The sequence below is a fragment of the Microcoleus sp. Pol7_A1 genome, from assembly GCF_036701085.1.
In the GTDB taxonomy this organism is placed as follows: domain Bacteria; phylum Cyanobacteriota; class Cyanobacteriia; order Cyanobacteriales; family Microcoleaceae; genus Microcoleus; species Microcoleus asticus.
This window is the reverse complement of sequence record NZ_JAUBQD010000006.1, coordinates 130,232-154,645: the sequence shown is the minus strand read 5'-3', so window position 1 is coordinate 154,645 and position 24,414 is coordinate 130,232. Positions and strand designations below refer to the sequence as shown.

24 protein-coding genes and 1 tRNA gene are annotated in these 24,414 nt (G+C 45.5%); 19 read left to right on the top strand and 6 right to left on the bottom strand.

Going from position 1 to position 24,414, the window contains the following annotated elements; all coding sequences use genetic code 11:
- Positions 1-248: 248 nt before the first annotated feature.
- The 9 genes from QUA20_RS06415 (at position 249) to QUA20_RS06375 (ending at position 6,257) form a co-directional block, all read left to right on the top strand.
- Positions 249-446, top strand: coding sequence for a radical SAM protein (locus QUA20_RS06415; RefSeq protein WP_333186638.1), 198 nt, complete (start codon positions 249-251; stop codon positions 444-446).
- 126 nt (positions 447-572) lie between these two features.
- The gene (locus QUA20_RS06410; protein WP_172191997.1) at positions 573-773 is read left to right on the top strand and encodes a hypothetical protein; all 201 of its coding nucleotides are present in this window, start codon (positions 573-575) and stop codon (positions 771-773) included.
- Between the two features lie 538 nt (positions 774-1,311).
- Positions 1,312-1,378: transfer RNA gene (locus QUA20_RS06405), tRNA-Lys, on the top strand.
- Between the two features lie 371 nt (positions 1,379-1,749).
- Positions 1,750-2,442, top strand: a complete 693-nt coding sequence (locus QUA20_RS06400) for a hypothetical protein (protein ID WP_333186635.1) — start codon at positions 1,750-1,752, stop codon at positions 2,440-2,442.
- 53 nt (positions 2,443-2,495) lie between these two features.
- Positions 2,496-3,017 carry a hypothetical protein gene (locus QUA20_RS06395; protein ID WP_333186633.1) on the top strand — a complete coding sequence of 174 codons (522 nt, stop codon included), beginning with the start codon at positions 2,496-2,498 and terminating at the stop codon, positions 3,015-3,017.
- Positions 3,018-3,044: 27 nt separating this feature from the next.
- Positions 3,045-4,484 carry a hypothetical protein gene (locus QUA20_RS06390; protein WP_333186630.1) on the top strand — a complete coding sequence of 480 codons (1,440 nt, stop codon included), beginning with the start codon at positions 3,045-3,047 and terminating at the stop codon, positions 4,482-4,484.
- A 72-nt stretch (positions 4,485-4,556) separates the two neighbouring features.
- Entirely contained in the window at positions 4,557-5,015 is a 459-nt protein-coding gene (locus QUA20_RS06385; RefSeq protein WP_333186628.1) for a DIP1984 family protein, read from the top strand.
- A gap of 236 nt (positions 5,016-5,251) precedes the next feature.
- Positions 5,252-5,407, top strand: coding sequence for a type II toxin-antitoxin system Phd/YefM family antitoxin (locus QUA20_RS06380; protein ID WP_333186626.1), 156 nt, complete (start codon positions 5,252-5,254; stop codon positions 5,405-5,407).
- 223 nt (positions 5,408-5,630) lie between these two features.
- Complete coding sequence (locus QUA20_RS06375) at positions 5,631-6,257, top strand: Uma2 family endonuclease (RefSeq protein WP_333186623.1); 627 nt, start codon at positions 5,631-5,633, stop codon at positions 6,255-6,257.
- 73 nt (positions 6,258-6,330) lie between these two features.
- Here QUA20_RS06375 and QUA20_RS06370 read toward each other — a convergent pair whose 3' ends face one another.
- Entirely contained in the window at positions 6,331-6,585 is a 255-nt protein-coding gene (locus tag QUA20_RS06370; RefSeq protein ID WP_333031675.1) for a DUF433 domain-containing protein, read from the bottom strand.
- 428 nt (positions 6,586-7,013) lie between these two features.
- Here QUA20_RS06370 and QUA20_RS06365 point away from each other — a divergent pair, with 428 nt between their 5' ends.
- A complete protein-coding gene (locus QUA20_RS06365; RefSeq protein WP_172192009.1) occupies positions 7,014-7,361 on the top strand; it encodes a hypothetical protein in 348 nt (115 codons plus the stop codon).
- Between the two features lie 135 nt (positions 7,362-7,496).
- On the opposite strand, the gene QUA20_RS06360 is transcribed toward QUA20_RS06365, so the two are convergent.
- Complete coding sequence (locus QUA20_RS06360) at positions 7,497-7,889, bottom strand: DUF4189 domain-containing protein (RefSeq protein ID WP_333186620.1); 393 nt, start codon at positions 7,887-7,889, stop codon at positions 7,497-7,499.
- 152 nt (positions 7,890-8,041) lie between these two features.
- Between QUA20_RS06360 and QUA20_RS06355 the strand changes: the two genes are divergently transcribed.
- The 4 genes from QUA20_RS06355 to QUA20_RS06340 all read left to right on the top strand — a co-directional run bounded on the left by QUA20_RS06355 (position 8,042) and on the right by QUA20_RS06340 (position 10,850).
- Positions 8,042-8,869 carry a hypothetical protein gene (locus QUA20_RS06355; protein WP_333186617.1) on the top strand — a complete coding sequence of 276 codons (828 nt, stop codon included), beginning with the start codon at positions 8,042-8,044 and terminating at the stop codon, positions 8,867-8,869.
- Positions 8,870-8,881: 12 nt separating this feature from the next.
- Positions 8,882-9,520: a ThiF family adenylyltransferase gene (locus QUA20_RS06350; RefSeq protein WP_333186613.1), complete on the top strand. Its 639-nt coding sequence runs from the start codon at positions 8,882-8,884 to the stop codon at positions 9,518-9,520.
- A 125-nt stretch (positions 9,521-9,645) separates the two neighbouring features.
- Complete coding sequence (locus tag QUA20_RS06345) at positions 9,646-10,002, top strand: peptidoglycan-binding domain-containing protein (protein WP_172192017.1); 357 nt, start codon at positions 9,646-9,648, stop codon at positions 10,000-10,002.
- A gap of 281 nt (positions 10,003-10,283) precedes the next feature.
- The gene (locus tag QUA20_RS06340) at positions 10,284-10,850 is read left to right on the top strand and encodes a DUF924 family protein (RefSeq protein ID WP_333186610.1); all 567 of its coding nucleotides are present in this window, start codon (positions 10,284-10,286) and stop codon (positions 10,848-10,850) included.
- 212 nt (positions 10,851-11,062) lie between these two features.
- Here QUA20_RS06340 and QUA20_RS06335 read toward each other — a convergent pair whose 3' ends face one another.
- Together QUA20_RS06335 and QUA20_RS06330 are read right to left on the bottom strand one after the other, a co-directional pair.
- Positions 11,063-12,409, bottom strand: a complete 1,347-nt coding sequence (locus QUA20_RS06335) for a sorbosone dehydrogenase family protein (protein WP_333186608.1) — start codon at positions 12,407-12,409, stop codon at positions 11,063-11,065.
- A 301-nt stretch (positions 12,410-12,710) separates the two neighbouring features.
- A complete protein-coding gene (locus QUA20_RS06330) occupies positions 12,711-13,211 on the bottom strand; it encodes an autotransporter (RefSeq protein ID WP_333186605.1) in 501 nt (166 codons plus the stop codon).
- 673 nt (positions 13,212-13,884) lie between these two features.
- Between QUA20_RS06330 and QUA20_RS06325 the strand changes: the two genes are divergently transcribed.
- Positions 13,885-14,520 carry a L,D-transpeptidase gene (locus QUA20_RS06325; RefSeq protein WP_333186602.1) on the top strand — a complete coding sequence of 212 codons (636 nt, stop codon included), beginning with the start codon at positions 13,885-13,887 and terminating at the stop codon, positions 14,518-14,520.
- Between the two features lie 169 nt (positions 14,521-14,689).
- On the opposite strand, the gene QUA20_RS06320 is transcribed toward QUA20_RS06325, so the two are convergent.
- The gene (locus tag QUA20_RS06320; RefSeq protein ID WP_333186599.1) at positions 14,690-16,558 is read right to left on the bottom strand and encodes a tetratricopeptide repeat protein; all 1,869 of its coding nucleotides are present in this window, start codon (positions 16,556-16,558) and stop codon (positions 14,690-14,692) included.
- A gap of 71 nt (positions 16,559-16,629) precedes the next feature.
- Positions 16,630-17,403, bottom strand: coding sequence for a Uma2 family endonuclease (locus QUA20_RS06315; protein WP_333186596.1), 774 nt, complete (start codon positions 17,401-17,403; stop codon positions 16,630-16,632).
- Between the two features lie 202 nt (positions 17,404-17,605).
- On the opposite strand from QUA20_RS06315, the gene QUA20_RS06310 reads away from it, so the two are divergent.
- The 4 genes from QUA20_RS06310 (at position 17,606) to cobN (ending at position 24,373) form a co-directional block, all read left to right on the top strand.
- Complete coding sequence (locus tag QUA20_RS06310) at positions 17,606-18,418, top strand: ABC transporter ATP-binding protein (RefSeq protein WP_333186594.1); 813 nt, start codon at positions 17,606-17,608, stop codon at positions 18,416-18,418.
- Positions 18,419-18,651: 233 nt separating this feature from the next.
- Positions 18,652-19,389, top strand: a complete 738-nt coding sequence (locus QUA20_RS06305) for an ABC transporter ATP-binding protein (protein WP_333186592.1) — start codon at positions 18,652-18,654, stop codon at positions 19,387-19,389.
- Positions 19,386-20,246 (top strand): EamA family transporter, encoded by an 861-nt coding sequence (locus QUA20_RS06300; RefSeq protein WP_333186590.1) that lies wholly within the window; start codon positions 19,386-19,388, stop codon positions 20,244-20,246. The genes QUA20_RS06305 and QUA20_RS06300 overlap by 4 nt, the downstream gene beginning before the upstream one ends.
- A 191-nt stretch (positions 20,247-20,437) precedes the next feature.
- Positions 20,438-24,373: a cobaltochelatase subunit CobN gene (gene cobN, locus QUA20_RS06295; RefSeq protein WP_333186588.1), complete on the top strand. Its 3,936-nt coding sequence runs from the start codon at positions 20,438-20,440 to the stop codon at positions 24,371-24,373.
- The last annotated feature ends 41 nt before the right edge of the window (positions 24,374-24,414 follow it).

Here is a 24,414-nt window from a genome sequence, read left to right as displayed (position 1 = left end):
TCTGCGGGTAGCAACGAAACATTTTCCTGAAAAAACCTGGTTTCGCGCCACTCGTGTAAGTTTTATCTAAAAAACTTTTGCTACCCCCTTGACACCTGTGTAGTATATTTGTAGTATGCAAATATGGAAAGCGCAGGACAAGCAAAAACCTGTATTTTTCGTGCAAATTCTGAACCTTGACAACTAAATATTGCTCAAAATTTCAAGGAACATCAATTTGAAAGTCTTGCAATACAGACTCGATTGTCATGTTGTTACTTTATACGAAACTGTTCGGTTACAAACTGACTCGCCCCGAGTCAGATGTTGTACGAAATCAGTCTAATTTCAACGAATTTCATGCGGATTCAGAACAGACAAGCTCTGCCAGATTTCAATCAACCAAAAAGGCTGAGGAACTCCGCAAAATCAAACAAGCTTATCATTTAGAACGGCGCTTATTTTAGTAAAGATTATCATATTTCGTGAATCTTTACCGATACTGGCAATTTGCTAAGTCTCACAAAAAGCCAAAGTCGAGAGCAGATAAGCTACCAATCCCAAATCCAAAATTGCTCTAGGAGGTATCGGTAATGGTTCACATTCGTTTTGAAGGACGTTCATATGACTTGGCAGAAAACCAAGTGGGTATCGCGGCAGGAATGAGCGATCGAGCTATTAAAGAACGTCTGGCCAACCATTTTGATGTCAAGGGCGATCGCTTCGAGTCTTACGTGCTCGATCGCCGTCCCAGCGGCGATTTAATTGTCCGCCCAGAAGCCGTTTACGGCTAGAAATTCACTTTGATTCCGCGCCCCAATTCGAGAAGCCTACACACATTAGGATTCTAGTTCTGAAAAGATTGCGGGTTCGAGTCCCGGTGAAGGCTTCGGCCTTTATGGTGGAATGGTAGACACACTAGAAACTGTCCAAAGCTTTTCATACTTGCGCGGAAGAAAAATTTCATCAGCTATTAGGGGGCGCACCCCAACTAAAGAAGCTTACAAACTGGCAACGTTCGACTAAACATCGAATAGTAGGTTCGATTCCTACCTCGCCGCGAGGCACAAAAAAACAAAGCTTCTCTGACTTGTGCGCTGCCTCTTATACCTGAATTTTTTAGAGTTGAAAAACAGCTACACCGCACCCCAACAGTTGAAGCTTACACACTTTTTGGTCTTCTAAACCAAAGGTAATAGGTTCGACTCCTATCATCCCCGCCTCGGGGATGTAGCTCAACGGATAGAGCACATAATGTCAATAGCTTTAGCGACTTGTGCGGGGTATCTGTCAGGTAGTGAAAAAACACTTCGCGTCCTAACTGAGGAAGCTTACATACTAGCTCATGGTAGAGCAATTCCCTCTTAAGGAAAGGTCGCGGGTTCAACTCCTGCGTATGAACAACGGCTTTCTTGACTTGCGCGAAGTGATTTTCACTATTATAAATAGTCACCATGATTTAGCAATTAGTCTCGATGTTTAAAAATCCTGTTCCGCGCCCTCACAAATGAAGCGCATACACACAATTTAACCGATTGGTCGCAGGTTCAAATCCTGCCAGTCCCTTTTAAGGGACTGTAGCTCAGGGGTAGAGCGTTCGGCCTGTCAAAACGCTTTGCTAACTTGCGCGGAACCTCTCATATCAAATCCGGTTTCAATATCTCCTTTATTATTCTATTAAAAAGGGATTTTGTTTGACTATTGATCGGTTTCAACAGAGTATGCAATGAATTTTTAACGCTGATTTAGTATCTTAGGCAAAGTTGACTTATGAGCGAACATCGCTTAGCTGAAAATGTCATTGAGCGGCCTCGTGGAGGGTTGAGAATCAGCTCAAGAAAGGTAAAAGGGCAAAAAAAATCTCTGGTAAAACTAACTGAAGAAGCTACTACAGATGGACTGCTTAGCCCCTACTTAATTAAGCCTAGAAACAAGACAAAATGGTTTTCCGATTGTCTGGGTCCGCTGTACCAATGGCTGCAATCTCATGTAGGTCAGTATTGGGATGATGTTTACAGCAAACTGTGTCAAATTCTCGATATCACTACTTTATCCGGCCAACATATTGTCTCTCACGTATGGGGCTATGTGGAACGGAATGCTGTGTTAATTGATGGGGTTCCTTATCGAAAAAAACGTGGATTTCATGGTACAGATCTTCCTCTTGGTTATTGGTACAAGCAACTTTATATCCATTCTGAGACTGGAATTCTTTGTTTAGCTAAGAGAATTCCGAAAGTAGCTAAAAAAAAGCCAGATGATTTTGTATTCGTAGATGCTTATCATCATTATCGCAAAATAGATGATTTGTGGTATGCGTTCGAGCTAGCAGATATTGAACCCTTGGCAATAAACACAAATAAATCTTCTGCGAACCGGGAGAAGTACGTTGCGAGCAAACGTCAGTGCAACAAAAAACAAATTAAGTTAATTATGGAACAACTAGCTAAAACTAAGGACTGAAGTCCTGACTGCAAACGAAAGATGTGAAAGTGGTGAGGAAGGAGAATTAAATTATGAAAACTACAACTATAATTTACCGATCGCCCAAGGAGATAGACAGTCTGATTCATGCTTTCCAAGAATGCAGCTTGCCGCGAAGTCAATGGACTCACGAAGCGCATTTAACGGTTGCTCTGTGGTATCTGTTTTATGACTCCGAGCAAGAAGCAATCAATGCGATTCGCAATGGCATTAAACGTTACAACTCGGTTCAAGGAATTGAAACCACACAAAACAGCGGGTATCACGAAACGGTAACGCTATTTTGGGTGCGAAATGTTGGCCGATATCTCGCCGATGAAAGTCACAATCGCTCGATCGTACATCTGGCTAACGGTTTGATTGCAAAATATGCCGATTCCCTACGGGATAGCTCCGCTTCACGCACTTTACCATTTCGCTATTACACCCGCGATCGCCTGATGTCCTGGGAAGCCAGAAATAGCTGGGTTGAACCCGATTTGAAGCCCCTCGAATCCGAAACAGCCAGGGATTTCAATCCATCGCGGAATGAGGCGATAAGCACAAAATATTAGTTAACAATCAAAATGGGAGATTGTACAATGAATATGAATGCAGCCGAGCGCGATTTACGTTTGGAAATGCTCAACAGTCTGCTCACCACTCCTCACCGTCTATTAGAAAAAGTAGCAGAAATTCACAAGTTAATTATCGAATTAGACCCAATATTTTACGGTCATTTAGCAGTGTGGTATCAACGTCACGGCGACGTGCGCGATCACAAGGAAGTTTTTGCCGGAAATTTGCTGACTTCGGCGCTGACGGAACACCGAGATGCTGGTTTTATGATGCTGCAAGAGTTCCCTCCCTACGAGGTTTCGCGGATTGTGGACTTTATGAAGCAGCACCAGAATAAGATGCCCCGCAGCGCGCGCACTGCTGTCACTCGCTATCTGAAATCGCGGGAAAAGAATCCGCACTTTTTCGATCGCGCCGCCATCCGCAACCGCAAGGCGATGAAGCATTTGTACGCAACGCTGCACGTCAAGCCGAGCGATCGCGCTAACGCTATTCTCTTCAAAGACAATCCGCCGGAAGACTCTCTGGCATTCGTTTTGAAGCAGTTGGCGAAGGCGGCGACACCTGCGGAACAGGCGAATTTGATTGTGGAGTACAAGATTCCGTATACGATCGCAGTTGGTGCGATCAAACAGGTAACGCCAACAGTTTTGGCCGCGCTGATTAACTCGATGTCGCCGCAGGAAGTCATCAACAATTTGAAATCGATTCAGTCGCGCGGCGCGATGGATCACGCGGAAGTCAAGCAATTGATTGATTCCAAGTTGGATGAAGCGGCAAAGTGCGATCGGGTTTCTGCTTACAAAGCGAGTGTTGCGGGTGCGGGCGCAAACTTCGACGCAGCAACGGCGGCGAAGCTGGAAGCGGTGACAAACGAACAGGTGAAGAAGCGGGGCAAGATTGCGAAAGCAACCGGTTTGTTGATTGACAAGTCTGGTTCGATGGAAAGTGCGATCGAAATCGGTAAGCGTCTAGCTGCCTTGATTTCCGGCATTTCCGACGCTGCACTGTTTGTCTACGCCTTTGACACGATGCCGTATCCAGTGCAAGCAAACGGCAGCGAATTGACAGACTGGGAACGCGCTTTCAAGCACATCCACGCTGGCGGCGGCACAAGTTGCGGTTGCGCGGTGGAAGCAATGCGAATTAAAAAGCAGGTTGTCGAGCAATTCATTATGGTAACAGATGAAGGCGAAAACTCTTCACCTTACTTCGTGGATGCTTACCCGAATTACTGCCGCAGTTTGGGGGTAATTCCTGATGTTCTGATTGTGCGAGTTGGTGATTGGTGCGAAGATGTTGAGAAGCACTTAAAGGACAAACAAGTATCGGTGGAAACCTTTACCTTTTCGGGTGATTACTACTCCTTGCCGAATTTAGTGCCGATGTTGAGCCGTCCTTCGCGGCTGGAATTGTTGATGGAAATTCTGGACACGTCCCTGCCTGTGAGGGATGATAAGTAAATTGTAGGGTGCGCAGTGCGCACCTTACTTATTATATGCTAAAATTGGCACGGAGCTGAAGGACAAGACACTATGAAACTAGCTGAAGCTTTAATTTTAAGAGCTGACTGTCAAAAAAGAATGGAACAACTGCGATCCAGATTGACAAGAAGTGCTAAAGTACAGGAAGGAGAAGAACCTCCGGAAAATCCCCAAGCACTGATGAGCGAAATAGATGCTGGGGTGCAAGAACTGGAAGACTTAATTAAAAAAATTAACAAGACTAATTCGCTGACAACTCTGGAAGAGGGAGTGACTTTATCGGATGCTTTAGCCAAGAGAGATGTTCTCGCCCTCAAGCGCGGCATCTACAATTATGTAGTTGACGCAAGCGCTTTGAGGCAAGACCGCTATACTCGATCGGAAGTCAAATTTTTCAGTACGATCGACGTTGGTGAACTGCAAACGCAAATGGATCGAATGTCTAGACAGTATCGGGAGTTAGATACTAAAATACAGCAAGCAAACTGGAATACTGAACTTATTGATTGAGCAAGTTGGTAGCCAATGCAATAGAAGCGAGCACAATCCCCCAACAGGATTAAGTTGGATCGGCTTTTTGCTGATGGCATGAGGGGCCATATGCTAAAACCTCACAAATTAAGCCCAATATTGTCACAAGCGTACAGGGCATTGTTAAAGTTACTACCGCGTGCTGGTCTATTGATATTGGTGAGGGTGGGTTAGGGGTTTCTTGCTCAATTGCAAAAAATATTGGGAATTCCAGTATGATGTCAACTGAGATTACATACACTGAAGCTGAAGCAAATTTAAAAAATCTGTGCGATCGCGCTGTTGAAACTGGGGAACTAATAGTTATTACTAGACCGAACGGCAAAAATGCGGTTTTGATTTCTGAGGCAGAATTAGAAAGTTTGCTATAAACGCTTTATTTGCTGAGTTAGCCTGCCACTGCAACTCGCTTGTTAACGGCACTGAAGCGAACTAAATCAAGAGTCATTCAACCTCAGACACTCGATGAAATTTGCAAAAAATTTGGGATTAATGAAGAGGATGATAGTGAAAATGAGGTAGCGATCGCCAGTTAAACCATTGATGACAGAATCACAATCTTCTACTATACTCTAAACTTGGGAGGAGCAGTTGGTGACTTCAATATTAATCAAAGATTTAGCAACCGAATTAGAGCTTTTCACCGAAGACCCCGTGGAAAGATTTATTACCAGCGGGGTAAGTTGGCAACAGTATGAACAACTACTGACTCAACTCGGAGATAGTCCTTGGTATCGGGTTACTTATTTAGATGAAGTGCTGGAAATTATGTCCCCAAGTCGCCGTCACGATCGAGATAAAACCAATATTGGGATGCTGCTAGAAGCGTATTTTCAAGAAACACGGACTCGGTTTTGGGGATTGGGTTCAACTACCTTCCGCATTCAAGCAAAAAAGGGCGGTACAGAACCGGATGAGTGCTATTGTATCGGTACAGAAAAAGAATTTCCTGATTTAGCGATCGAGGTTGTATTCAGCAGTGGCGGCCTGGACAAGTTAGCAGTTTACAAAAAGCTCGGAATCAGAGAGGTTTGGTTCTGGAAAAATCGTCGCTTTGAGGTTTATCATCTTCGGGGAGAGGAATATGAAAAAATGCAGCAAAGCGAGTTGTTGCCGAATTTGGATTTATCACTGATTGCAGAGTATGTACAACGCCCCGACCCCCTTGAGGCGGTGTTGGAGTTTCGGGAAAGAGTTAGAGAAAATTTAGGGGGAAGTTGACATTTAATATCAATCTTTACTCCCAAACATCTCCCTCAATATCCTCAAGCGACAACTTTTTAGCTATTTTCAATTATTCTCTAGTTTGAGCGATAATTTCTAGTAATTCTGGATTAGCTATGGATGAGACTAACTGAGAATCCGCAGCAGCTAAAGCAGCGCGTAACTTTTCCGAAGTGAGTGCGGGATATTTCTCTAACACCTGCTGTTCCGTCCATCCCGCAGCAAAGAGCCCCAGCAAGAATTCTACAGACAATCGAGTTTCTGGCGCTGCTGGTTGACTTGTTGAAGCTTTTGGGTTTGGATGAATGAGCTTTCGCCAGTCCATTGTTTTACTTAAACGATTTGGGAAGATTCCGCCGATTATACTGCATTTGGGCACAGTAAAAACACTGACCTCGTTGACTGACTTTGTAACATAATACCGCAGGTCATACCATTTTAGATTTTAGATTTTAGATTTTAGATTGGGAATCACTGAGGAATTAAGGGTTTGAAGCTTGGCTAGAGTCGCATTTTTTTTGAACTGGTGTCATTTCGCGGTTTTGCGATTAAATTGTTATTACGATCGCAGTACAGCACTTTCTTATAGAGTAGAGTGATGGGGTAGCGACGGGGCGATCGCCCTTTTTCCTTTTGTCCGTTTCAATACCAAACCGCGTTAGCGAAGCCCTCGAAGAGGATCGTACTAAATCTCAACCCACTGTGTAACCGACGGTGTAGCCCACAATACAACTACTTTAACTTCTTAAAACTATGGGAAAAAAGTCGAAAGCCAAAAAATCCCAGGTCAAAAAACCCAGTTTGCTCTGCCAGCGACTGCAAGAAGCTCTCGATCGAGGCAGCAAAGTTTGGATTAAAACAAATAATAGCAGTTTCGGCGGCATCCCGATTAATTTATTCGGGGAGTTTGCGGAACTTTTGGTGATAGTTCCCCCTCACGAACAGGCGGAAAATATCGATGCTTACGGACAAGTTACGTGGCTGATTCGAGTCTCTGATATTATTGCACTCGCTTACCCTACTGAATACTGGTCTAAAGATAGATTAGAAAGTTTGCTGCCACCCGATGCAGTTACTTCCGAAGTAGGAGATTCACTGTAAGGCGCGCAATGCGCACGCAACTTTTAGCGGATTTGTATTTGGTAAGGTGCGCAATGCGCACCCTACATTTCCTATTTTCTAAGCTGTTTTACGAACGAAAATATACACCGCTCTGACCAATTTTTATCACTTTAATTACTTGTTGCAAGCTGAAAGCTGGACTTTACAGTTGCCGCCATCTAGTTCGCTGCAACCGGCGAGAGCTTGAGCTTCTGCTGCTGCTTTATCGTCGCCCCAGCCCGCACCTGCTCCTCCTTTGCCTACAGCGATCGCTCCACAATTATTACTATTAGATGTCAGCGGTTCGCAGTCGTTAGCACCTTCGCTTTGTTCATTGCAGACGGCTACTGCTGCGTTTAGTGCTTCTTTCTCCGTAGCATGATCCCAACTAATACCAGTGGCGTCAGAAGTCGGAGAATAAGCAGTAGCTCCATAGGTGTTCTGAGCTTTAGCTACCTGGACTGAGCCAAAAATAGGAAGTGTCAAAGCTGTGACTACAACCCACTTAGAAAAAAGCTTTTGCAGCATATTTACTTAAGATATTTACAAGGTTAATTTGCGAGGTTCGCTCAATATTAGATTAGGATATTGATTCGCGTCAACAGTATTTATAAATCTTTATATTTATTTAATTTAAAAGTGTGTTAGGTAAAAAAAGTAAGATTACGGAGGTCAATTCAGTGGCAAATATCCGCAAAATCCTCAGCCAACTCGCGGCTAAAGAAGGGCAGCTACTCGATACCCAATTCTTGGCTCCCTGCGTGCGCGGGGGAAGCGTGCGGATAAGGGTTAGCTCAATGATTTATACTTTTCAACCGCAGCCGCGCAACTTTGAAGGATGGGCTATTTTTGGGCCGATTAATGAGAAAATTGCTGCGGTAATTGAGGAGCCGACTTTGCCGCAAGTGGCAGAGTATTTGCAACTGCTCGTACCCGTTCGCTTGCAGTTGGCTTGCCTGCTGCAAGGGCAAACTTGGCTGGCTTATCCTGTTAACGAATCTGATGCTAAACAGCGCACTGGTGTTGCGAAACCCGTACCTGTTCATTTAGTAACTGAAGGTTCGCAGTTTGAGCCGATTGTTGCGCGGTGGGACGGTCATTGTTTGTGGTTTGAAGAGATTGACAGGCGCGCCGATCCGCTGCCGCCTGAGGAATTGAAAGCAGCTTTGAAAAAGTTGATTTTGCCTCAAGATGTTCGCTTTAAAGGGATGACGCCAGAAATGCGAACTGTTTACGGATTGGTGTCCCAAAATATTAAAGATTTCGATCCGAAAGTGCGGGAAGAAAAGCGCTTGCAGCGGGCGTTGAAAATGGGCGGCGGTGAATTACGGGATTTTTGCGATCGCGAAAATTATTGGCTGGTTGAATGGACTAGCGGTACTGGAGAACACCACACTTCTGCGATCGCCAAAAATGACTTGACAGTTATGAGTGCGGGCATTTGTCTCAGCGGATTGGACAAAGACTTCGACTTGCATTCATTGGTTGGAGTCGTCGAAAATCGATAATTCTTGATTACCATGAGTATATTTTTTCACGAACAACTTTACAGAAGTGCCGCAGTGATGTCGCTGGTAAAAAATTTCCCGGTAACGGTGTGCGGCGCGGGCGCTTTGGGTGCGAATATTACAGAAAGTCTGGCGCGATCGGGCTTTTGTCAGTTAAAAGTCATCGATCGCGATCGCATCGAGGAACGCAACCTTTCCACTCAACCCTATTATCGATCGGACATCGGCGCATTCAAAGCCAAAATTCTTGCCAACAACCTCTACCGTGCTTTGGGAGTCAGCATTGACCCTCACTCAAAAGAATTGACGCCAGCAAATGCCGATCGGCTGCTGGCCAACAGCGCCACAGTCATCGATACTTTTGATAACAGTATCGGCCGACAAGCAGTCAAGGATTACTGTGCCAGTGTCTCGATTCCCTGCGTGCACGTCGGATTAGCTGCCGATTACTCCGAAATAATTTGGAACCAACACTATCGGGTTCCTTCAGCGGCGAATGATGACGTTTGCGATTACCCGCTGGCTAGAAACTTGGTAATGCTGACAGTTGCAGTTGCCTGCGAAGTAATTGTTACCTTTGTCGCTACCAAAGAGCAACAAAATTTAACTTGCACGATCGGAGATTTTGCCGTTAAGCCACTTATATTGTAGAATGTCGGTTGACTGTTGCCAGAAACCCGGTCGAGATTGGATATGTCCATCCCAGAAACCCGGTTTCTCACTCTCAAACAATCGTCAAACTTGCAAAAAACGCTTGAAAATTTAACAGGGAAAGTATGGCAGGATCGCAGACTTTTTATTTTGTACTAGCAATTCTCGGTCTATTAGTTTTGACTGGCGCAAATGGAGCCAACTATGCAGCGGGCGACGCAGTTTGCCACACTAATGATTGCCATAGACCAGAGGTGAGACACCATAAAAGGATTTTAAAATGCGGCTCGAAAGGGCACGATGTGAAGAAACTGCAAAAGTTGTTGAACGCGCGGGGCTTGTCCCCACACCCGATCGTAATTGATGGCGTTTTCGGTCCGACAACCGAAAATGCAGTGAAAAGATTTCAGCGGCAAGCTCATATTCCTGTAGACGGAGTTGTGGGAGGCAAAACTTGGGACAGACTGTTTGCTAGTTCGTAACTTGAAGCACCGGACAACAAAGGTTCCTAAGTCAGTCGATTTTAGATTTTAGATTTTAGATTTTAGATTTACTCGATAACAGATGAATCTGGAAGCTTAAACTCTGTAATCTAATTTTTTTTCTCGACCCTCGATCGCCTCGGAAAGCAAGTACCTGTGTTTGGGTGGAGTCATCTTTGGTAATAATTAATCCCTGGATTTGTAGTTGCACATAAAGTAGATTTTGTGCAACTACAGATACCTAAATTGCCATCAAGAATCAATGGCTAACTAGATTGGTAATGAATGAAGTTTTAGATTTTTGGTTCGGTCGATCGCACTCTCCTGAGTTTGGCAAAGTCCAAAAGAAGTGGTTTGAAAAAAATGCAGATTTTGATGCAGAAGTGCGATCGCGCTTTCTGCGGCACTACGAACTAGCCGCCTCCGATAAACTCGACTCATGGCAAGATTCCCCCGAAAACTGCCTAGCATTAATTCTACTGCTCGATCAATTTCCGCGCAATATGTTTCGCGCGACACCTCAAGCATTCGCCACAGACAGCAAAGCTTTAGCCACCGCCGAATACGCTGTTAATCATAACTTCGATCGCGAATTGCTGACTGTACAAAAATTGTTTATTTATCTCCCTTTTCAACACAGCGAAAACTTAGAAAACCAGCAAAAATCTGTGGAACTATTTAGCCAACTCAGCGGCGAACCTGACAGCGATTCACTCATTGAATACGCGTTGCAGCATTTGAAAATAATCGAGCGTTTTGGGAGATTTCCCCACCGCAATCAAATTCTCGGACGAGAAACAACCTCCGAAGAAGCAGAGTTTCTGAGACAACCCGGTTCGGGATTTTAAAGCGCGATCGCCAAACCTCGATCGTTCTGATATATTAGAGGCTTCTAGAGGCAGTTTTAGGCCGCAATCAGAACCAACAGCAGACAATCTCTCTACCAAACCCGCCCCAACCGAGGGACTATCAAAATGGAATAGTGAAATTATCAAAGAAGATAAATTCTTGATTCAACAAAAAGTATACGAGGGTGAAGAATTTATCGATCGCCCTTTTCTCACCCCCGATACTGCACCCGATAAATCCGGTTATTCGCTTCCTCAGTAAACAGCAAACTCCCGTCAGGTAAAACCAGCAAACCAACAGGCCGTCCCCAAGTTTTCGGGCCCGACGGATCTGTCAGAAAACCAGTTAGAAAATCCTCATAATAACCTTGAGGGCGTCCGTTCGCCGCATTAAAAGGTACAAACACAATTTTATAACCAGTTCCAGAGTTCCGGTTCCAACTGCCGCGAAACGCCACAAACGCCCCGTTCAGGAATCTTTTGGGAAACGTTTTGCCGTCGTAAAACTGAAGCCCCAAAGCCGCCGAATGCGCCTGAAACAGCACGTCCGGCATTAATGTTTTAGCCGCTAAATCAGGTCGCTCGCTCGTACCGTTTCGGACGTGGCGCGGGTCGAGCAAATTCGGCTTAAAATAAGCGTAAGGCCAGCCGTAAAATTCGCCTTGACGAATTCTTGTCAAGTAATCCGGCACCAAATCATCTCCCAAACCGTCGCGTTCGTTGATTGTCGCGTAGAGTTGATTGGTTTTTGGGTGAAAATCCAATCCCACCGGATTTCGCAAACCGGAAGCAAAAATTTGCGGGTTCTTGCCGTCCAAATTCATCACTTGAACAGACGCCCTCGGCAGCGGTTCGACATTTGCATTAGACTGCGATCCAACTGATACGAAAAGCTTGCTATTATCTGGGGAAACGACAACATTCCGCGTCCAGTGTTGGTTATAGCCGCCGCCCGGTAAATCGGCAATTTTTTGACCGCTACCTGTCAATTGTTCCTGCCCTTTTGTGTAGGGAAATCGGCGGACTTCATCGGTATTTCCGAGGAAAAAATAGCGATCGGCAAAAGCCATCCCAAAGGGAATATTTAACCCGTTTTGGGTACTTGCAAAAGTTTTGCGAACCTCAGCAACGCCGTCGCCGTTGCCATCCCGCAGCAGCGTAATCCGATTCTGCCGGGTTTCTGTTACCAAAACATCGCCTGTGGGCGTCAAAGCCAGCCATCGGGGAGCGTCTAAATTGTCAGCAAAAACGTTGACCACAAAGCCAGGAGGCACTCGCAGCACTGGTGATGCGGGAATGGGTACTACTTGAGGGGATTTCGAGGCGCTTTCGCTGGCGAAAGGCTGCGGCAAAGAAGTTGCAACAATGCGGATTGGCTGCGGCGACAGCGGTTTAGTCGGTACAATTTGACTTGTCCCAACCTTTGTCAGCGGTGCAGGGGAGGGAATTTGCGACAGGGGGCCGTTGCCGCCAACAGCAGGGGCGATCGCATCTGTAGCCCGATCGCACGCAATCAGCGGCAGCAGCAGAATTAGCAGCAAGAAACGCAGGTAATACATAGCAGCTATTTCTCAACAATTGCTGGACAATTCTATTATTCTAACTGTTATTAAACAGCGAAGCCACCGCGCACGCGGTGGCTTAATTTTGCTTACTCATACCAGTTGCAAAAAAGAATGCAACTGTAGGCCCGCGATCCAAACCTTGAGCTTCATCAGTCAATAGATTTTAGATTTTAGATTTTAGATTTTAGATTGAAGAAAGCGACCCCACTGATAAATCCGGTGGCTTGCGAATTGCTTTTGGTCATTCGCAATTCTCTAATCGAAAATCGAAAATCGAAAATGGTATAACCTAGCTCTACCAAAGTCCTCTCACAGGAGCCGGAGCCGGAGCCGGAGCCGGAATCGGACGGGGAGCCGGAATCGGAGCCGGAGCCGGACGCGGAATGGGAGCCGGACGCGGTACTGGTGCTGGGGTCGGACGCGGTGCCGGTGCTGGGGTTGGAGGACGAACAACCGTTGTGGCTACCACGTCATAATCGGGGATCACCGCGATATTTTGTATCTGAGATCCGGCTACGGTGGCTCTGACTTTCATTCCCGGTACGAGGCCAATAATTCTCAGGACGCATCTTTGAATCCTGAGAGTCCTGTACGGCGCGTTTTCTTCGCGAATTGTTACTACGTCGCCGACAATACTTTTGACAAAACCGATAATGGTTCGAGTGTTTGCTGTTGTGGTGGTCTGCGTTTGGGCTATTTCAGTTGCAGGGTTAGCCATCGCAGGATGCACGGAAACGGCCGAAATTAGCACGGACAGGGTTGCACCTGTCAATAATTTGATTTTCTGAAGACGCATTGAAACCTCACATTAACTGCTATTCATGGTCAGGTTTGCTTCCGCTGGGCGAAAGTCCCAACCTCTAGACCTTATCTAGTTTAATCCCCAGAGTAGGAAATTTATGACAATCTCAAAAAAAGATTATCGAACAAGTATTAAAAGACTAAATTTTACATTATAAGTTCCCGGTTTACAACAAGTTCAGCGGTTCGCAACTCTAGAGTGTTGGCGTGATATATTGAGTTTGTTAGATCGAGCGTTGCAGTTGTTTTAAGCCAACCTAACTGTTACTGCTGGGCGGGCAAATCTCCCAAAAGACAGATTGTGCTTGCTGGATGCTGCAGCCCCATAGTTTCAATTCTCGATCGCCAGCCGGCCATTGCTAAAAAATCAAATTAGTCGGAGGTAAAATTTAATCATTTTCTTGCATAATTTACGCATAAACCGGGTTTTTTCACGAAAATCTCTCACAGATCTGCACTGATCCCCTTATATAAACCCAGTTTTTTTGGTATTATTGTCTAAGCTTTGTATTGAGTTACAAGTTATCAGTTGTGGAATATAAGCTAAAAAATGCGTAGCATTGGCAGTGAAAAAGCCATCTCAAAACTTTAGTGAGCGGGTGCAGTTTGCGGATAATTACATAGGAACTTTGTAGGAACTGCTGGTGAGGAGTGTAGCGAACAAAAAAATGGTGAACAGGAAATTTTTATTTAACCAGCTAATTGTGCTGAGCTTGAGTGCAGCGGCGCTGTCGGTCGCCCTACAGCAGCAGGCGACTGCCGAACTGATGCCTAATTCAAGTCATAGTGCGATCGCAGCGGAGTCGGTCAAGTCCGATCCCAAATTGCCGAATCTCGGAGCACCAGAATTGCCGCCATTGGGAGAACCATTTCGGTATATTCCACAGGAACCCAAACCTCCGGTAACTCCAATTGAAGAAATGCGTTTAGTGCTGAAATTGCGAGAACGCCGCGTCTATCTTTACCGACAAAATAAGGTGCAAGCCAGTTTCCCGGTTGCTGTGGGAAAAGGCGGCTGGGAAACTCCTACAGGCAATTTTAAAGTTATCCAAATGATCAAAGATCCAGTTTGGCAAAATCCTTGGACGGGAGAACTTATTCCTGCTGGGCCGGACAATCCATTAGGGAGTAGGTGGATGGGGTTTTGGACGGATGGCAAGAATGTGATTGGTTTTCACGGTACTCCGAATCCAGAGTCGATCGGCGGGGCGGCTTCTCACGGCTGCGTCAGAATGTTTGATAAAGACGCACAGGCTTTATTTGAGAAAGTCGCAGTTGGAACGCCGGTGATAGTTGAGCATTAATTATTAGGAGGTTGGGGTGCATAAAAACATCATCTCACTATAAAAACACTAATTCCCGGGGATTGAAATCGCTACACATAAAAAGTCAGCGTAGGCGGACTAAAGAATTTCTTAGTCCGCCTACGCTGACTTCGTTTGTAGCGGTTTCAACCGCCGAGCGATTTTGATATTAGATAGATTGCTGGTATTTTTCCAGCAACTCCGGGATGTAATCGTAGCCGTCAACACCGATCGCCGGAATGATGTTTGCTCGACTTCTAGCCAAAGATTCTTTAAAAGATTCTGCCCCCATTTGACCCCGCAAAATAATCAGCAAACCAGCCGATTGGCGCCACTCCGCCGCCCCAATTTGCTCCAAAGTATACATCGCCAAACTCCCAGCGAATATCGCTTGTTCTAGTGCGTTGATTCTGTAATAAGCTTGAGCCAAGTAAGCCAAATTCAGACCCTGCAAATACAAGTCGCCCGAAAATTGGGCAGCTTGCCAACCTTTTAGCAAATATTCGATCGCACCTTCAGCATTTTCCAGGGCAATTTTCGCGATACCGAGACTGCTGGAACAAAAAGCTTGACTTTGCCTGTCTCCTAATTTTTCCGATAGCAACAAACCTTGTTCCAAATAACCGATCGCACTCTCATAAACCTCCGGTTCCACCTCCTCCAACTGCCGCGCTTGAAACACTTCGCTGTAACCCAAATTAGCCAGGGCATTTGCCTCGCCTTGGCGTTCTCCCGTTTGTCGTGCCATAATTAAAGCCCGCTGGCTGTAATTAATCGCTTCCTGATAATTTTTTTGAGCAACATAGTTGCGGCTGATGTGATTGAGATTTGCAACTTCGCAAGCTTTGTCTCCTTCCAGACGGGCAATTTCCAGCGCTTGCTTGTGCAGCAAGATCGATCGCTCGTAGGCCCCAGCCGCCTGCATCGAATAACCCAAAAGTGTCAGAATCCGAGCTTTCGCTTGAGTGCCTTCAACTCGCCGCAGCGGTTCGTCTAAATAATCCAAAGTATGGCGCAGAGCTTTACCATCAAAGGAAGCAAAAATTCCGCCGTAAAGCGGAAAATATTCTCGCTGAGAAAAAGCGCGCAAAATTTGCAAAGTTACTTGAAAACAAGCATTTGCCAACTGTTCCCCGCTCTTGGTAGAATTATTAAACCCACTAGCTAGCTGACTCCAAATTACAGCAAAAGTAATGTAAGTAGAAATTGAAGCTTTTGTTGACACTTTGGAATCGTAAACTTGCTTGTCAAACCATATCGCTAACGCCCGCTGCAAGCACTGCAAGATAATCGCTAATTCCACCAATCCGCCTAACTCTAAATTCGATTGCTTGGCTGCGAATTGAACAACCGATTCACCCAGCGCAATAGTATTCAAAAGAGCCTGGGGAAAGGGACTATTAACTTTTTTTGCCCAAAAAGCCCAAGGCCCATTTTGTTCGGGACTACCGGCAAATCCTAGCTGCTGCGGCTGATAAATCCAGCCGACGAGTTCTGGTTCCAACCGCTGCCAAGATTCTAAACCTTTGGCAATACCGGCGGTGATTTGCTGCAAATCTCGCTCGGTTTCGGGATTGGCAGTTTGCAGCATTTGTTGGTGCAGGGATTTTGCCAATTGCTGCAATTGAGCCAGAGTCAACGGATGTTCTTTATTCGGATCGATTACTTGCAATAATGCCAGGAGGCGGCCGTTAGATTCGGCAGTAAGGATTTGTTGGATTGAGGATGCAATTTCGCGATCGACGCGGTTATCTTTCTGCCAGCGTTCCCATTCTCCTTGGATGGTTTTGAGAGATCGGAGGGTACGATTTGCCTTTGCTTGTTTGATTTCGTCTTTCTCATTTCTGAGTTGATTTTCTGCGGCATCAAGGCGTTCGCCGAAACAGCGTTCAAAGATTTCACCAGTACCTGTGCCAATGTCTTGCACCAGCATTTGATAGACTTGTTCTTTAGAGCGAATTTGACCTTTGAGGGTGATTTCGACAATTTTGTCGATTAGGGCTAAGTAGCGATCGCGCAATGAGGTAGATTCTGGCATAATTTATTTTTAGTTAATAACTTTTATGGACAGCGCTTGCAGCTTGCACCATTTCATGCTGCTACTTAATTTTACAGCTCCTCTGGATTAATGCCCATTGCTCTGAGGCGATCGGCTAATCGATTTGCTCGCTGACTTTCTAATTCTGCTCGCTGACTTTCTAATTCTGCTCGCTGCCTTTCAAACTCCTCTGGAGTCAGAACCCAATCGCCACTGACATCGTACCAACGCAGCCACAACCTCGAACAACCTTGATAGCAACCTTCCCACAAACCTATACCTAATTCTAATTCCGGTATCCAGAAGCGCGGCTCGGTTAAAACTTGTTCGCGGTAACGATTGCCAATCAAACGAAATACTCTCAGTTGGTTGTTGTACCGACTGAAAACAAAGTAGTAAGGAATCTGCAAAATCTGTTCGTAAACTCGCCATTTAGTAGGCGGTTTATTTGGTGTTTCTTCTGTGATTCCTAAATCCTCATCTTCAGTCCCAGGTGACACCAGTTCCACTACTACCAGAGGACTGACATTTTCTTGCCACATCACGTAGCTGAGGCGCAATTCGTCACCTCGATAAAATCTCGTAGCCCCCAATACCACAAACCAATCAGGTCTTTTGTACCAATTGAAATGGTTAGAATCGTAGTAGAGATTGAGGTCTGTCGCTATAAATATTTGTTCTGGTGAATGGTTGGCGGGGCGGCAGGTTAGACGCAGCAGTTCGGGTTGAAATTTGTGAAATTCGTCAGGCAAACCGGGTTCCTCCGGGTCTTCACTGGGTAAATCATACATCGTAGGGAGGACTTTTGTTTGCGAAGGCTGCGAATCCGGTACGTACATCGTCATAAGATTACCCGGGCTAGACGGCTTGAGGAGATTGAGGCGGCACGGCAATTGTAATATTATAGCGGTTTTCCGTTGAATCAGCTAGATGCCTCGTAATTAATAAGCGGTAATTGGTAATGAGTAATTGATTTGAGAGCGCGATGCTATTTATTTAAATCCCAATCTGAGGCATAATTAGATTGCCGATATTCTCTAGTTTTTTGTGATTTTAAACAGCAATCCTCTATCAAAAAGCAATCCCATCTTAGAAGCACAAGGATTAACTCGCCGCTTTGGCGGTTTAATTGCTGTAAACGATGTATCTTTCACAGTTCAAAAACACGAGATTTTTGGATTAATCGGCCCTAACGGCGCTGGCAAGACCACTCTATTTAATGTAATGACTGGACTGATACCTGCCTCTAGTGGCACTCTGATTTATCAAAAGGAAAATATTTCTAAACTGCGACCTTATCAAATTGCTAATAAAGGTATGGCCCGAACCTTTCAAAATATCCGGTTGTTTGGGGAACTTTCGGCTGTGGAAAATGTGGCGATCGCCCGACACATCCACAGTCGATCGGGCAATCCAGTTTTATCGGTGCTGGCGGGGATTTTCGGCTTGCCAGCCTCTAACGCAATGGAACGCAAAACCCAGCGGAAAGCCTTAGAATTGTTGGATTTAGTCGGATTGGGCGATCGCGCGGGCGAACAAGCCAAAAACTTGCCCTACGGCGACCAGAGGCGCTTAGAAATTGCCCGCGCTTTAGCCTTAGAACCGCAAATACTCTTGTTAGATGAACCGGCAGCGGGGATGAATCCCAATGAAAAGCACAAATTAAGCGAATTTATCCGAGAAGTGCGCCAACAATTCAATTTAACTGTAATATTGATCGAGCATCATGTACCGCTAGTTATGGGATTGTGCGATCGGATTGCCGTCTTGCATTTCGGTCAGCTTATTGCCTTGGGCGAGCCTGCTGTTGTGAGAAATGACCCGGCGGTGATTGAGGCTTATTTGGGAGATGAAACTTAGATAAATTGAAATTATGTCATCTTGAGTCGCCGCGTAATTGGAAATCGTGTCTGCACACAAAGTCCGGAGGGTGCGCGGACTAAGAATAATAGTTAGTCCTAAATGTATCTGCCAGCCTTCATAGGACTTCAGCTATGAACCTGGGGTTTAAATCCCTGGCGTAATCGCGGAATGACTGACTCGCTAACTGCTGAAAAAAAGACAGTTTTTTATCAAAAATTAAGTCACATAAAATGCAACATACCCCACCCGAAGCAGCGCAAAACATCCTCTTGGAACTAAAGAATATTTGTGTAAATTACGGAGGCATTCAAGCCCTGCGAAATATTAATTTAACCGTGAATGCGGGGGAGGTTGTCAGTCTCATCGGCGCTAATGGTGCGGGCAAAAGTACCACACTCAGGGCTATTTCCAAAATAGTTAATATAAACCAAGGACAAATTATTTATACCGGGCGCGATATTACCCGCCGTCAAGCTCACGAAGTTGTGAAATTGGGAATCGCCCACAGTCCAGAAGGGCGGCGGGTTTTGGCGCAGCAAACGGTGTTGAGTAACTTGGAATTGGGGGCCTATATTCGATCGGACTCGGCGGCGGTAAAAGCCGATTTAGAGCGCCAATTTGAAATATTTCCCCGCCTAGCAGAAAGACGCCGCCAGCTAGCAGGAACCCTCAGCGGCGGGGAACAGCAAATGCTGGCGATCGCCCGTGCGCTGATGAGCCGCCCGAAACTGCTATTATTAGACGAGCCTAGTTTAGGCTTAGCACCCGCGATCGTCAAAGAGATTTTCGCAATCATTCAAAACCTCCGTTCCACAGGCGTTACAATCCTCTTAGTCGAACAAAACGCCAGTTTAGCACTGCAAATTGCCGATCGGGGTTACGTACTAGAAGCTGGTAATATTACCCTCACAGGTATTGGAACGGATTTGCTAAACGACGAGCGAGTCAGGAGCGCATATTTAGGTTGACTTGGTTAATTTTTGGAATCTTGACCGCTTTCTTTGAAGCCGTCAAAGACGTTTTTGGCAAACAAAACCTCAAAAAAAGTGACGAATATGTCGTCGCTTGGTCTCTCTCCTTTTTTTCAGTCATCTTTTTGCTTCCCTGGGTATTATATACAGGAATTCCGCCATTAAACTCTCAATTTTGGCTCGCCCTATTAATCGGAGGTAGTATCAACGCTGTCACAGCCCTCCTCTACATGAAAGCCATCAAACTATCAGATTTATCCCTGACACTACCGCTGGTAGCTTTAACACCATTATTCATGTTGGTAACTTCACCATTAATTGTCGGTGAATATCCCAAGTTTTTTGATTATATTGGCATTTTGCTAATCGTAGCAGGCTCTTATTTATTAAATATCAAAGAGAAATCTAAAGGATATTTAGCCCCATTCAAAGCACTGCTGGATGAACCAGGGCCAAAATTGATGTTAATCGTCGCATTTCTCTGGAGTATTGCCGCAAATTTTGACAAAATAGGAGTTACAAATTCCTACCCTATTTTTTGGGTATTCTCTTTGTTCGGTACCATGAGTTTTTTGCTACTGCCAGTTTTATTGCACAAAACCCCAAATCCAGGGCGACAAATTCTCAAACAATTACCAATGCTAGCTGCTATGGGGTTTCTCAATGCTACTGGAGTAATTTTTCAAATGCAAGCTTTGACATTAACTTTCGTAGTGCGAGTGATCGCGCTTAAGCGTACTAGCGTGTTAATGGGTGTATTGTTCGGTCATTTCATTTTTAAGGAAAAAGATATTCAAGAAAGATTATTAGGGGCCGGAATCATGATTTTGGGAGTTTTATTTATCAGTTTATAGGTTGAGATTTCGGGGACTTTGACGCTCATTCTCCCCCCGAATGTAGGGGCGGTTCCCCCGTGCCCGCCCTGTCTCGCCTGGGCGGGGATGTCTGGGTGGGAAACACGCCCTAGCCTCTATTGATGTATAAGTCATGTTATACTCAAGGCGATCGCACTTTCTCTCACTATTTATTAAAATAAAAAAAATTAATGCACAAAATAGCAGCCACACCAGGAGGTTGGAACCCTCAAGCAGAAGGAGTAATTTTTATTCAGCAAACCCCAGCACCAATAGTATTTATTAGTGCTGCTGACACCGACATTCAAACTCTCGCAGCCGCCGCATCCAAAATGCCAGCAGCATTCCCCAAAGTGCGCGCAGTAAACCTGCTTCAGTTGCAGCAACAACTAACAATTGACACCTATGCCGAGGAAGTTTTAGAACGCGCAGAGGTCATAATCTTAAGACTGTTAGGAGGGCGTTCTTATTGGTCTTACGGGTTAGAAATTCTGCGGGAAACTGTGCAGAAAAATAACGCATCACTGATTGTAATGCCGGGAGAAGACAGTCCAGACCCAGATTTAATCAGCCATTCAAATGTATCGCTATCAGCAGTAAATCAACTGTGGCGCTACTTTACAGAAGGCGGAGTCCAAAACTTTGTTAACGCACTAAAATTTGCCGCCGATACTTGCCTGAAAACTGCTTATAATCCGCCCCTACCTCAAACTGTTTCCCGCGTCGGGATTTATGATTGGAAAAATCTTGTGGGGCAGGCATCTTGCCTGCCCTTACAAGATAGCAGGCAAGATGCCTGCTCCACAATACAAAATGATGCCTGCTCCACAATACAAAATAAGTTACCCGATAATTTATTAAATTTACCAACTATAGCTAAGGTGGGAATTTTATTTTATCGCGCTCATTATTTATCAGGAAACTTAGCACCCATTGATGCACTTTGTCAAGCTCTAGCAGAGCGAAACTTAGTACCAGTTCCCGTCTTTGTGTCTTCTCTGCGGGAACCAGATTTGCAAATAGAATTGCTGGAATATTTCCAGCCCAAAGAATCAGAACCAATTCAATTATTGCTCAACACCACAAGTTTTGCAGTCTCGGGTTTCAGCAGTCAAGAACCGGAACAAAACAGTTTAAAATCCTTAGACGTTCCCGTATTGCAAGCAATCTTCAGCGGTGGCGGTTTGGAACAGTGGGAAACGGAACTTCAGGGACTTTCGCCCCGCGATGTGGCGATGAATGTAGCATTGCCGGAAGTAGACGGAAAAATCATTACTAGGGCTGTTTCTTTTAAAGCGGTACAGACTTGGAACAGCGAATTAGAAACAGATGTAGTAGGCTATGTAGCAGCGGGCGATCGCATTCAATTTGTAGCAGATTTAACCGCGAATTGGGTGAAGATGAAACAAACCCCAGCCGCCAACAGACGCATCGCCATAATTCTTGCAAATTACCCCACTCGCAACGCCCGCTTAGCCAACGGTGTCGGCTTAGATACGCCCGCTAGCTGTGTCGAAATCCTCAAAGCTATGCAGCAAGCGGGCTATCAAATTGAAAACATCCCCGCTAACGGCAACGAGTTAATTGAACTGTTAACTTCGGGCGTGACAAATGACCCGGAAGGACGCGAATTGCGGCCTGTTCATCAATCTTTGGATTTGGCAGAATATGAAGAATATTTTGCTAGTTTGCCACAGCAAGTGCAAGATGGGATTTGTAAAAGATGGGGGTCGGCTGAAGGTCATACACAAGGTAGGGACACGGCAATGCCGTGTCCCTACTTTCCGATTCCGGGGATTCAGTTCGGTAATGTATTTGTAGGAATTCAGCCATCGCGCGGATATGAACTTGACCCCGCGTTAAATTATCACGCCCCAGACTTAGAACCAACTCATAATTATCTAGCTTACTATTACTGGCTGCGAAAAAAGTTGGGAATTGACGCTATAATTCATGCTGGAAAGCACGGCAATTTAGAATGGCTTCCCGGTAAAAGTATAGCATTGTCTAACAAATGTTATCCAGAAGTAGCATTAGGCGCGATGCCGAATTTTTATCCGTTCATTGTCAATGATCCGGGGGAAGGTTCCCAAGCAAAAAGACGATCGCAAGCCGTGATAATCGACCACCTGACACCGCCGATGACTCGCGCCGAACTCTACGGGCCTTTGCAGCAGTTGGAAACCTTAATTGATGAGTATTGCGAAGCCCAAAGTTTAGATCCGTCCAGATTGCCCATGATTCGCGATCGCATTCTCGACCTCACCAACAAAGAAAACTTAGATAAAGACTTAGGAATACAATTAAATAAATCGGAATTTACAGAATTTATCACCCGCACAGACGGCTATCTTTGCGAACTCAAAGAATCCCAAATCCGCGACGGATTGCACATTTTTGGGCAGTGTCCCGAAGGTAGACAGTTGCGCGATTTGATAATTGCGATCGCCCGCCATCCCACCAACGGGCGATCGGGCATAACCCGCGCCCTAGCAGAAGACTCAGGCTACGATTTCGACCCCTTAACCTGCGATCCAACGTCGATAATTCAGCACCGCACAGCGGGCGATTTAACAGCAGAACTCGAAGAAAAAGCCGCTGAATTAGTAGATAATTTAATCGAAAACATCCGCCTTTTTCCGCGTTCATCTGCGGTTGCAAATCCAGAAACAGGAGAAGCAACCCAACTAGAATTAGACTGGATAAATAACTATCTTTTACCTTCACTTCTCCAAACAAATCAAGAAATTACCAACCTTTTGCGCGGACTAGATGGGCGGCACATACCAAGCGGTGCATCCGGCGCGCCCACTCGCGGCAGACCAGATGTATTGCCCACTGGTCGCAATTTTTACTCAGTAGATATCCGCGCCATTCCTACAGAAACCGCCTGGAGAGTTGGCAGAGTTGCTGCTGAAACTTTAATCGAAAGATACACCCAAGAAAACGGCGAATATCCGAAAACTTTGGGTTTGTCAGTGTGGGGAACATCCACCATGCGAACGGGGGGAGACGATATCGCCGAAGCCTTGGCGCTGATAGGAGTTCAACCAGTTTGGGATGGCCCTTCCCGCCGAGTTGTAGATTTTGAAATCTTGCCGATTTCAGTTTTGGGGCGGCCGCGCGTTGATGTTACTTTGCGAATTTCTGGCTTTTTTCGCGATGCTTTTTTTAATTTAATTGATTTGTTTGATAGTGCGGTAAAAGCTGTGGCAGATTTAGACGAATCGGCAGAAGACAACCCTTTAGCAGCACAAGTTCAAGCAGAGATTCAGTATTGGGAATCTACAGGTTTGAGTCGAGAAGAGGCGCAAGGGCGATCGCAATTTCGAGTGTTTGGCTCAAAACCGGGTGCTTACGGCGCAGGACTTCAAGGCATAATTGAAGCTCAAAACTGGACAGACGACAGCGATTTAGCAAAAGCTTACATTAATTGGAGCAGTTACGCCTATACAAGTACCCCCCCAACCCCTCCTTTACAAGGGGGGGCTAATTCCAACTCTTGTCCCCCCCCTTTACAAGGGGGGGTTAGGGGGGGTGAATGGGGATGTTCTGCACCCGAAGCATTTGAAAAACGCCTCGGCCAAATGCAAATAGTTCTGCAAAACCAAGACAACCGGGAACACGACATCCTCGACTCCGATGATTATTATCAATTCCAAGGCGGAATGGCTGCCGCAATTCGCAATTTGCAAGGCAAAAACCCTGAAACTTATTTTGGAGATAATTCGATTCCCGAAAATCCGAAAGTGCGGCAACTGCGGGAAGAAATTGCGCGGGTTTATCGCAGCAGGGCTGTGAATCCCAAATGGATAGAAGGTGCGATGCGACACGGTTATAAAGGTGCTTTTGAAATTGCAGCAACAGTTGATTTTTTGTTTGCTTACGATGCTACGGCAAATTGTGTAGAGGATTTTATGTATGAAGGAATCGCAGAGGCTTACATTTTTGATGAGAAAGTGCAGGCATTTATTCAAGAAAACAATCCTTGGGCACTGCGAGATATGGCGGAAAGATTGCTAGAAGCTCGTCAGCGGGGGTTATGGCAGAGTGCGAACCAGGATACATTGGATAAATTGAGATCGATCGCCCTGCAAGCCGAAGCAGTCATCGAATCCCATACATAAATAGGTAATTAACGTCACGATCGAGGCTGCTGAGGAATGGC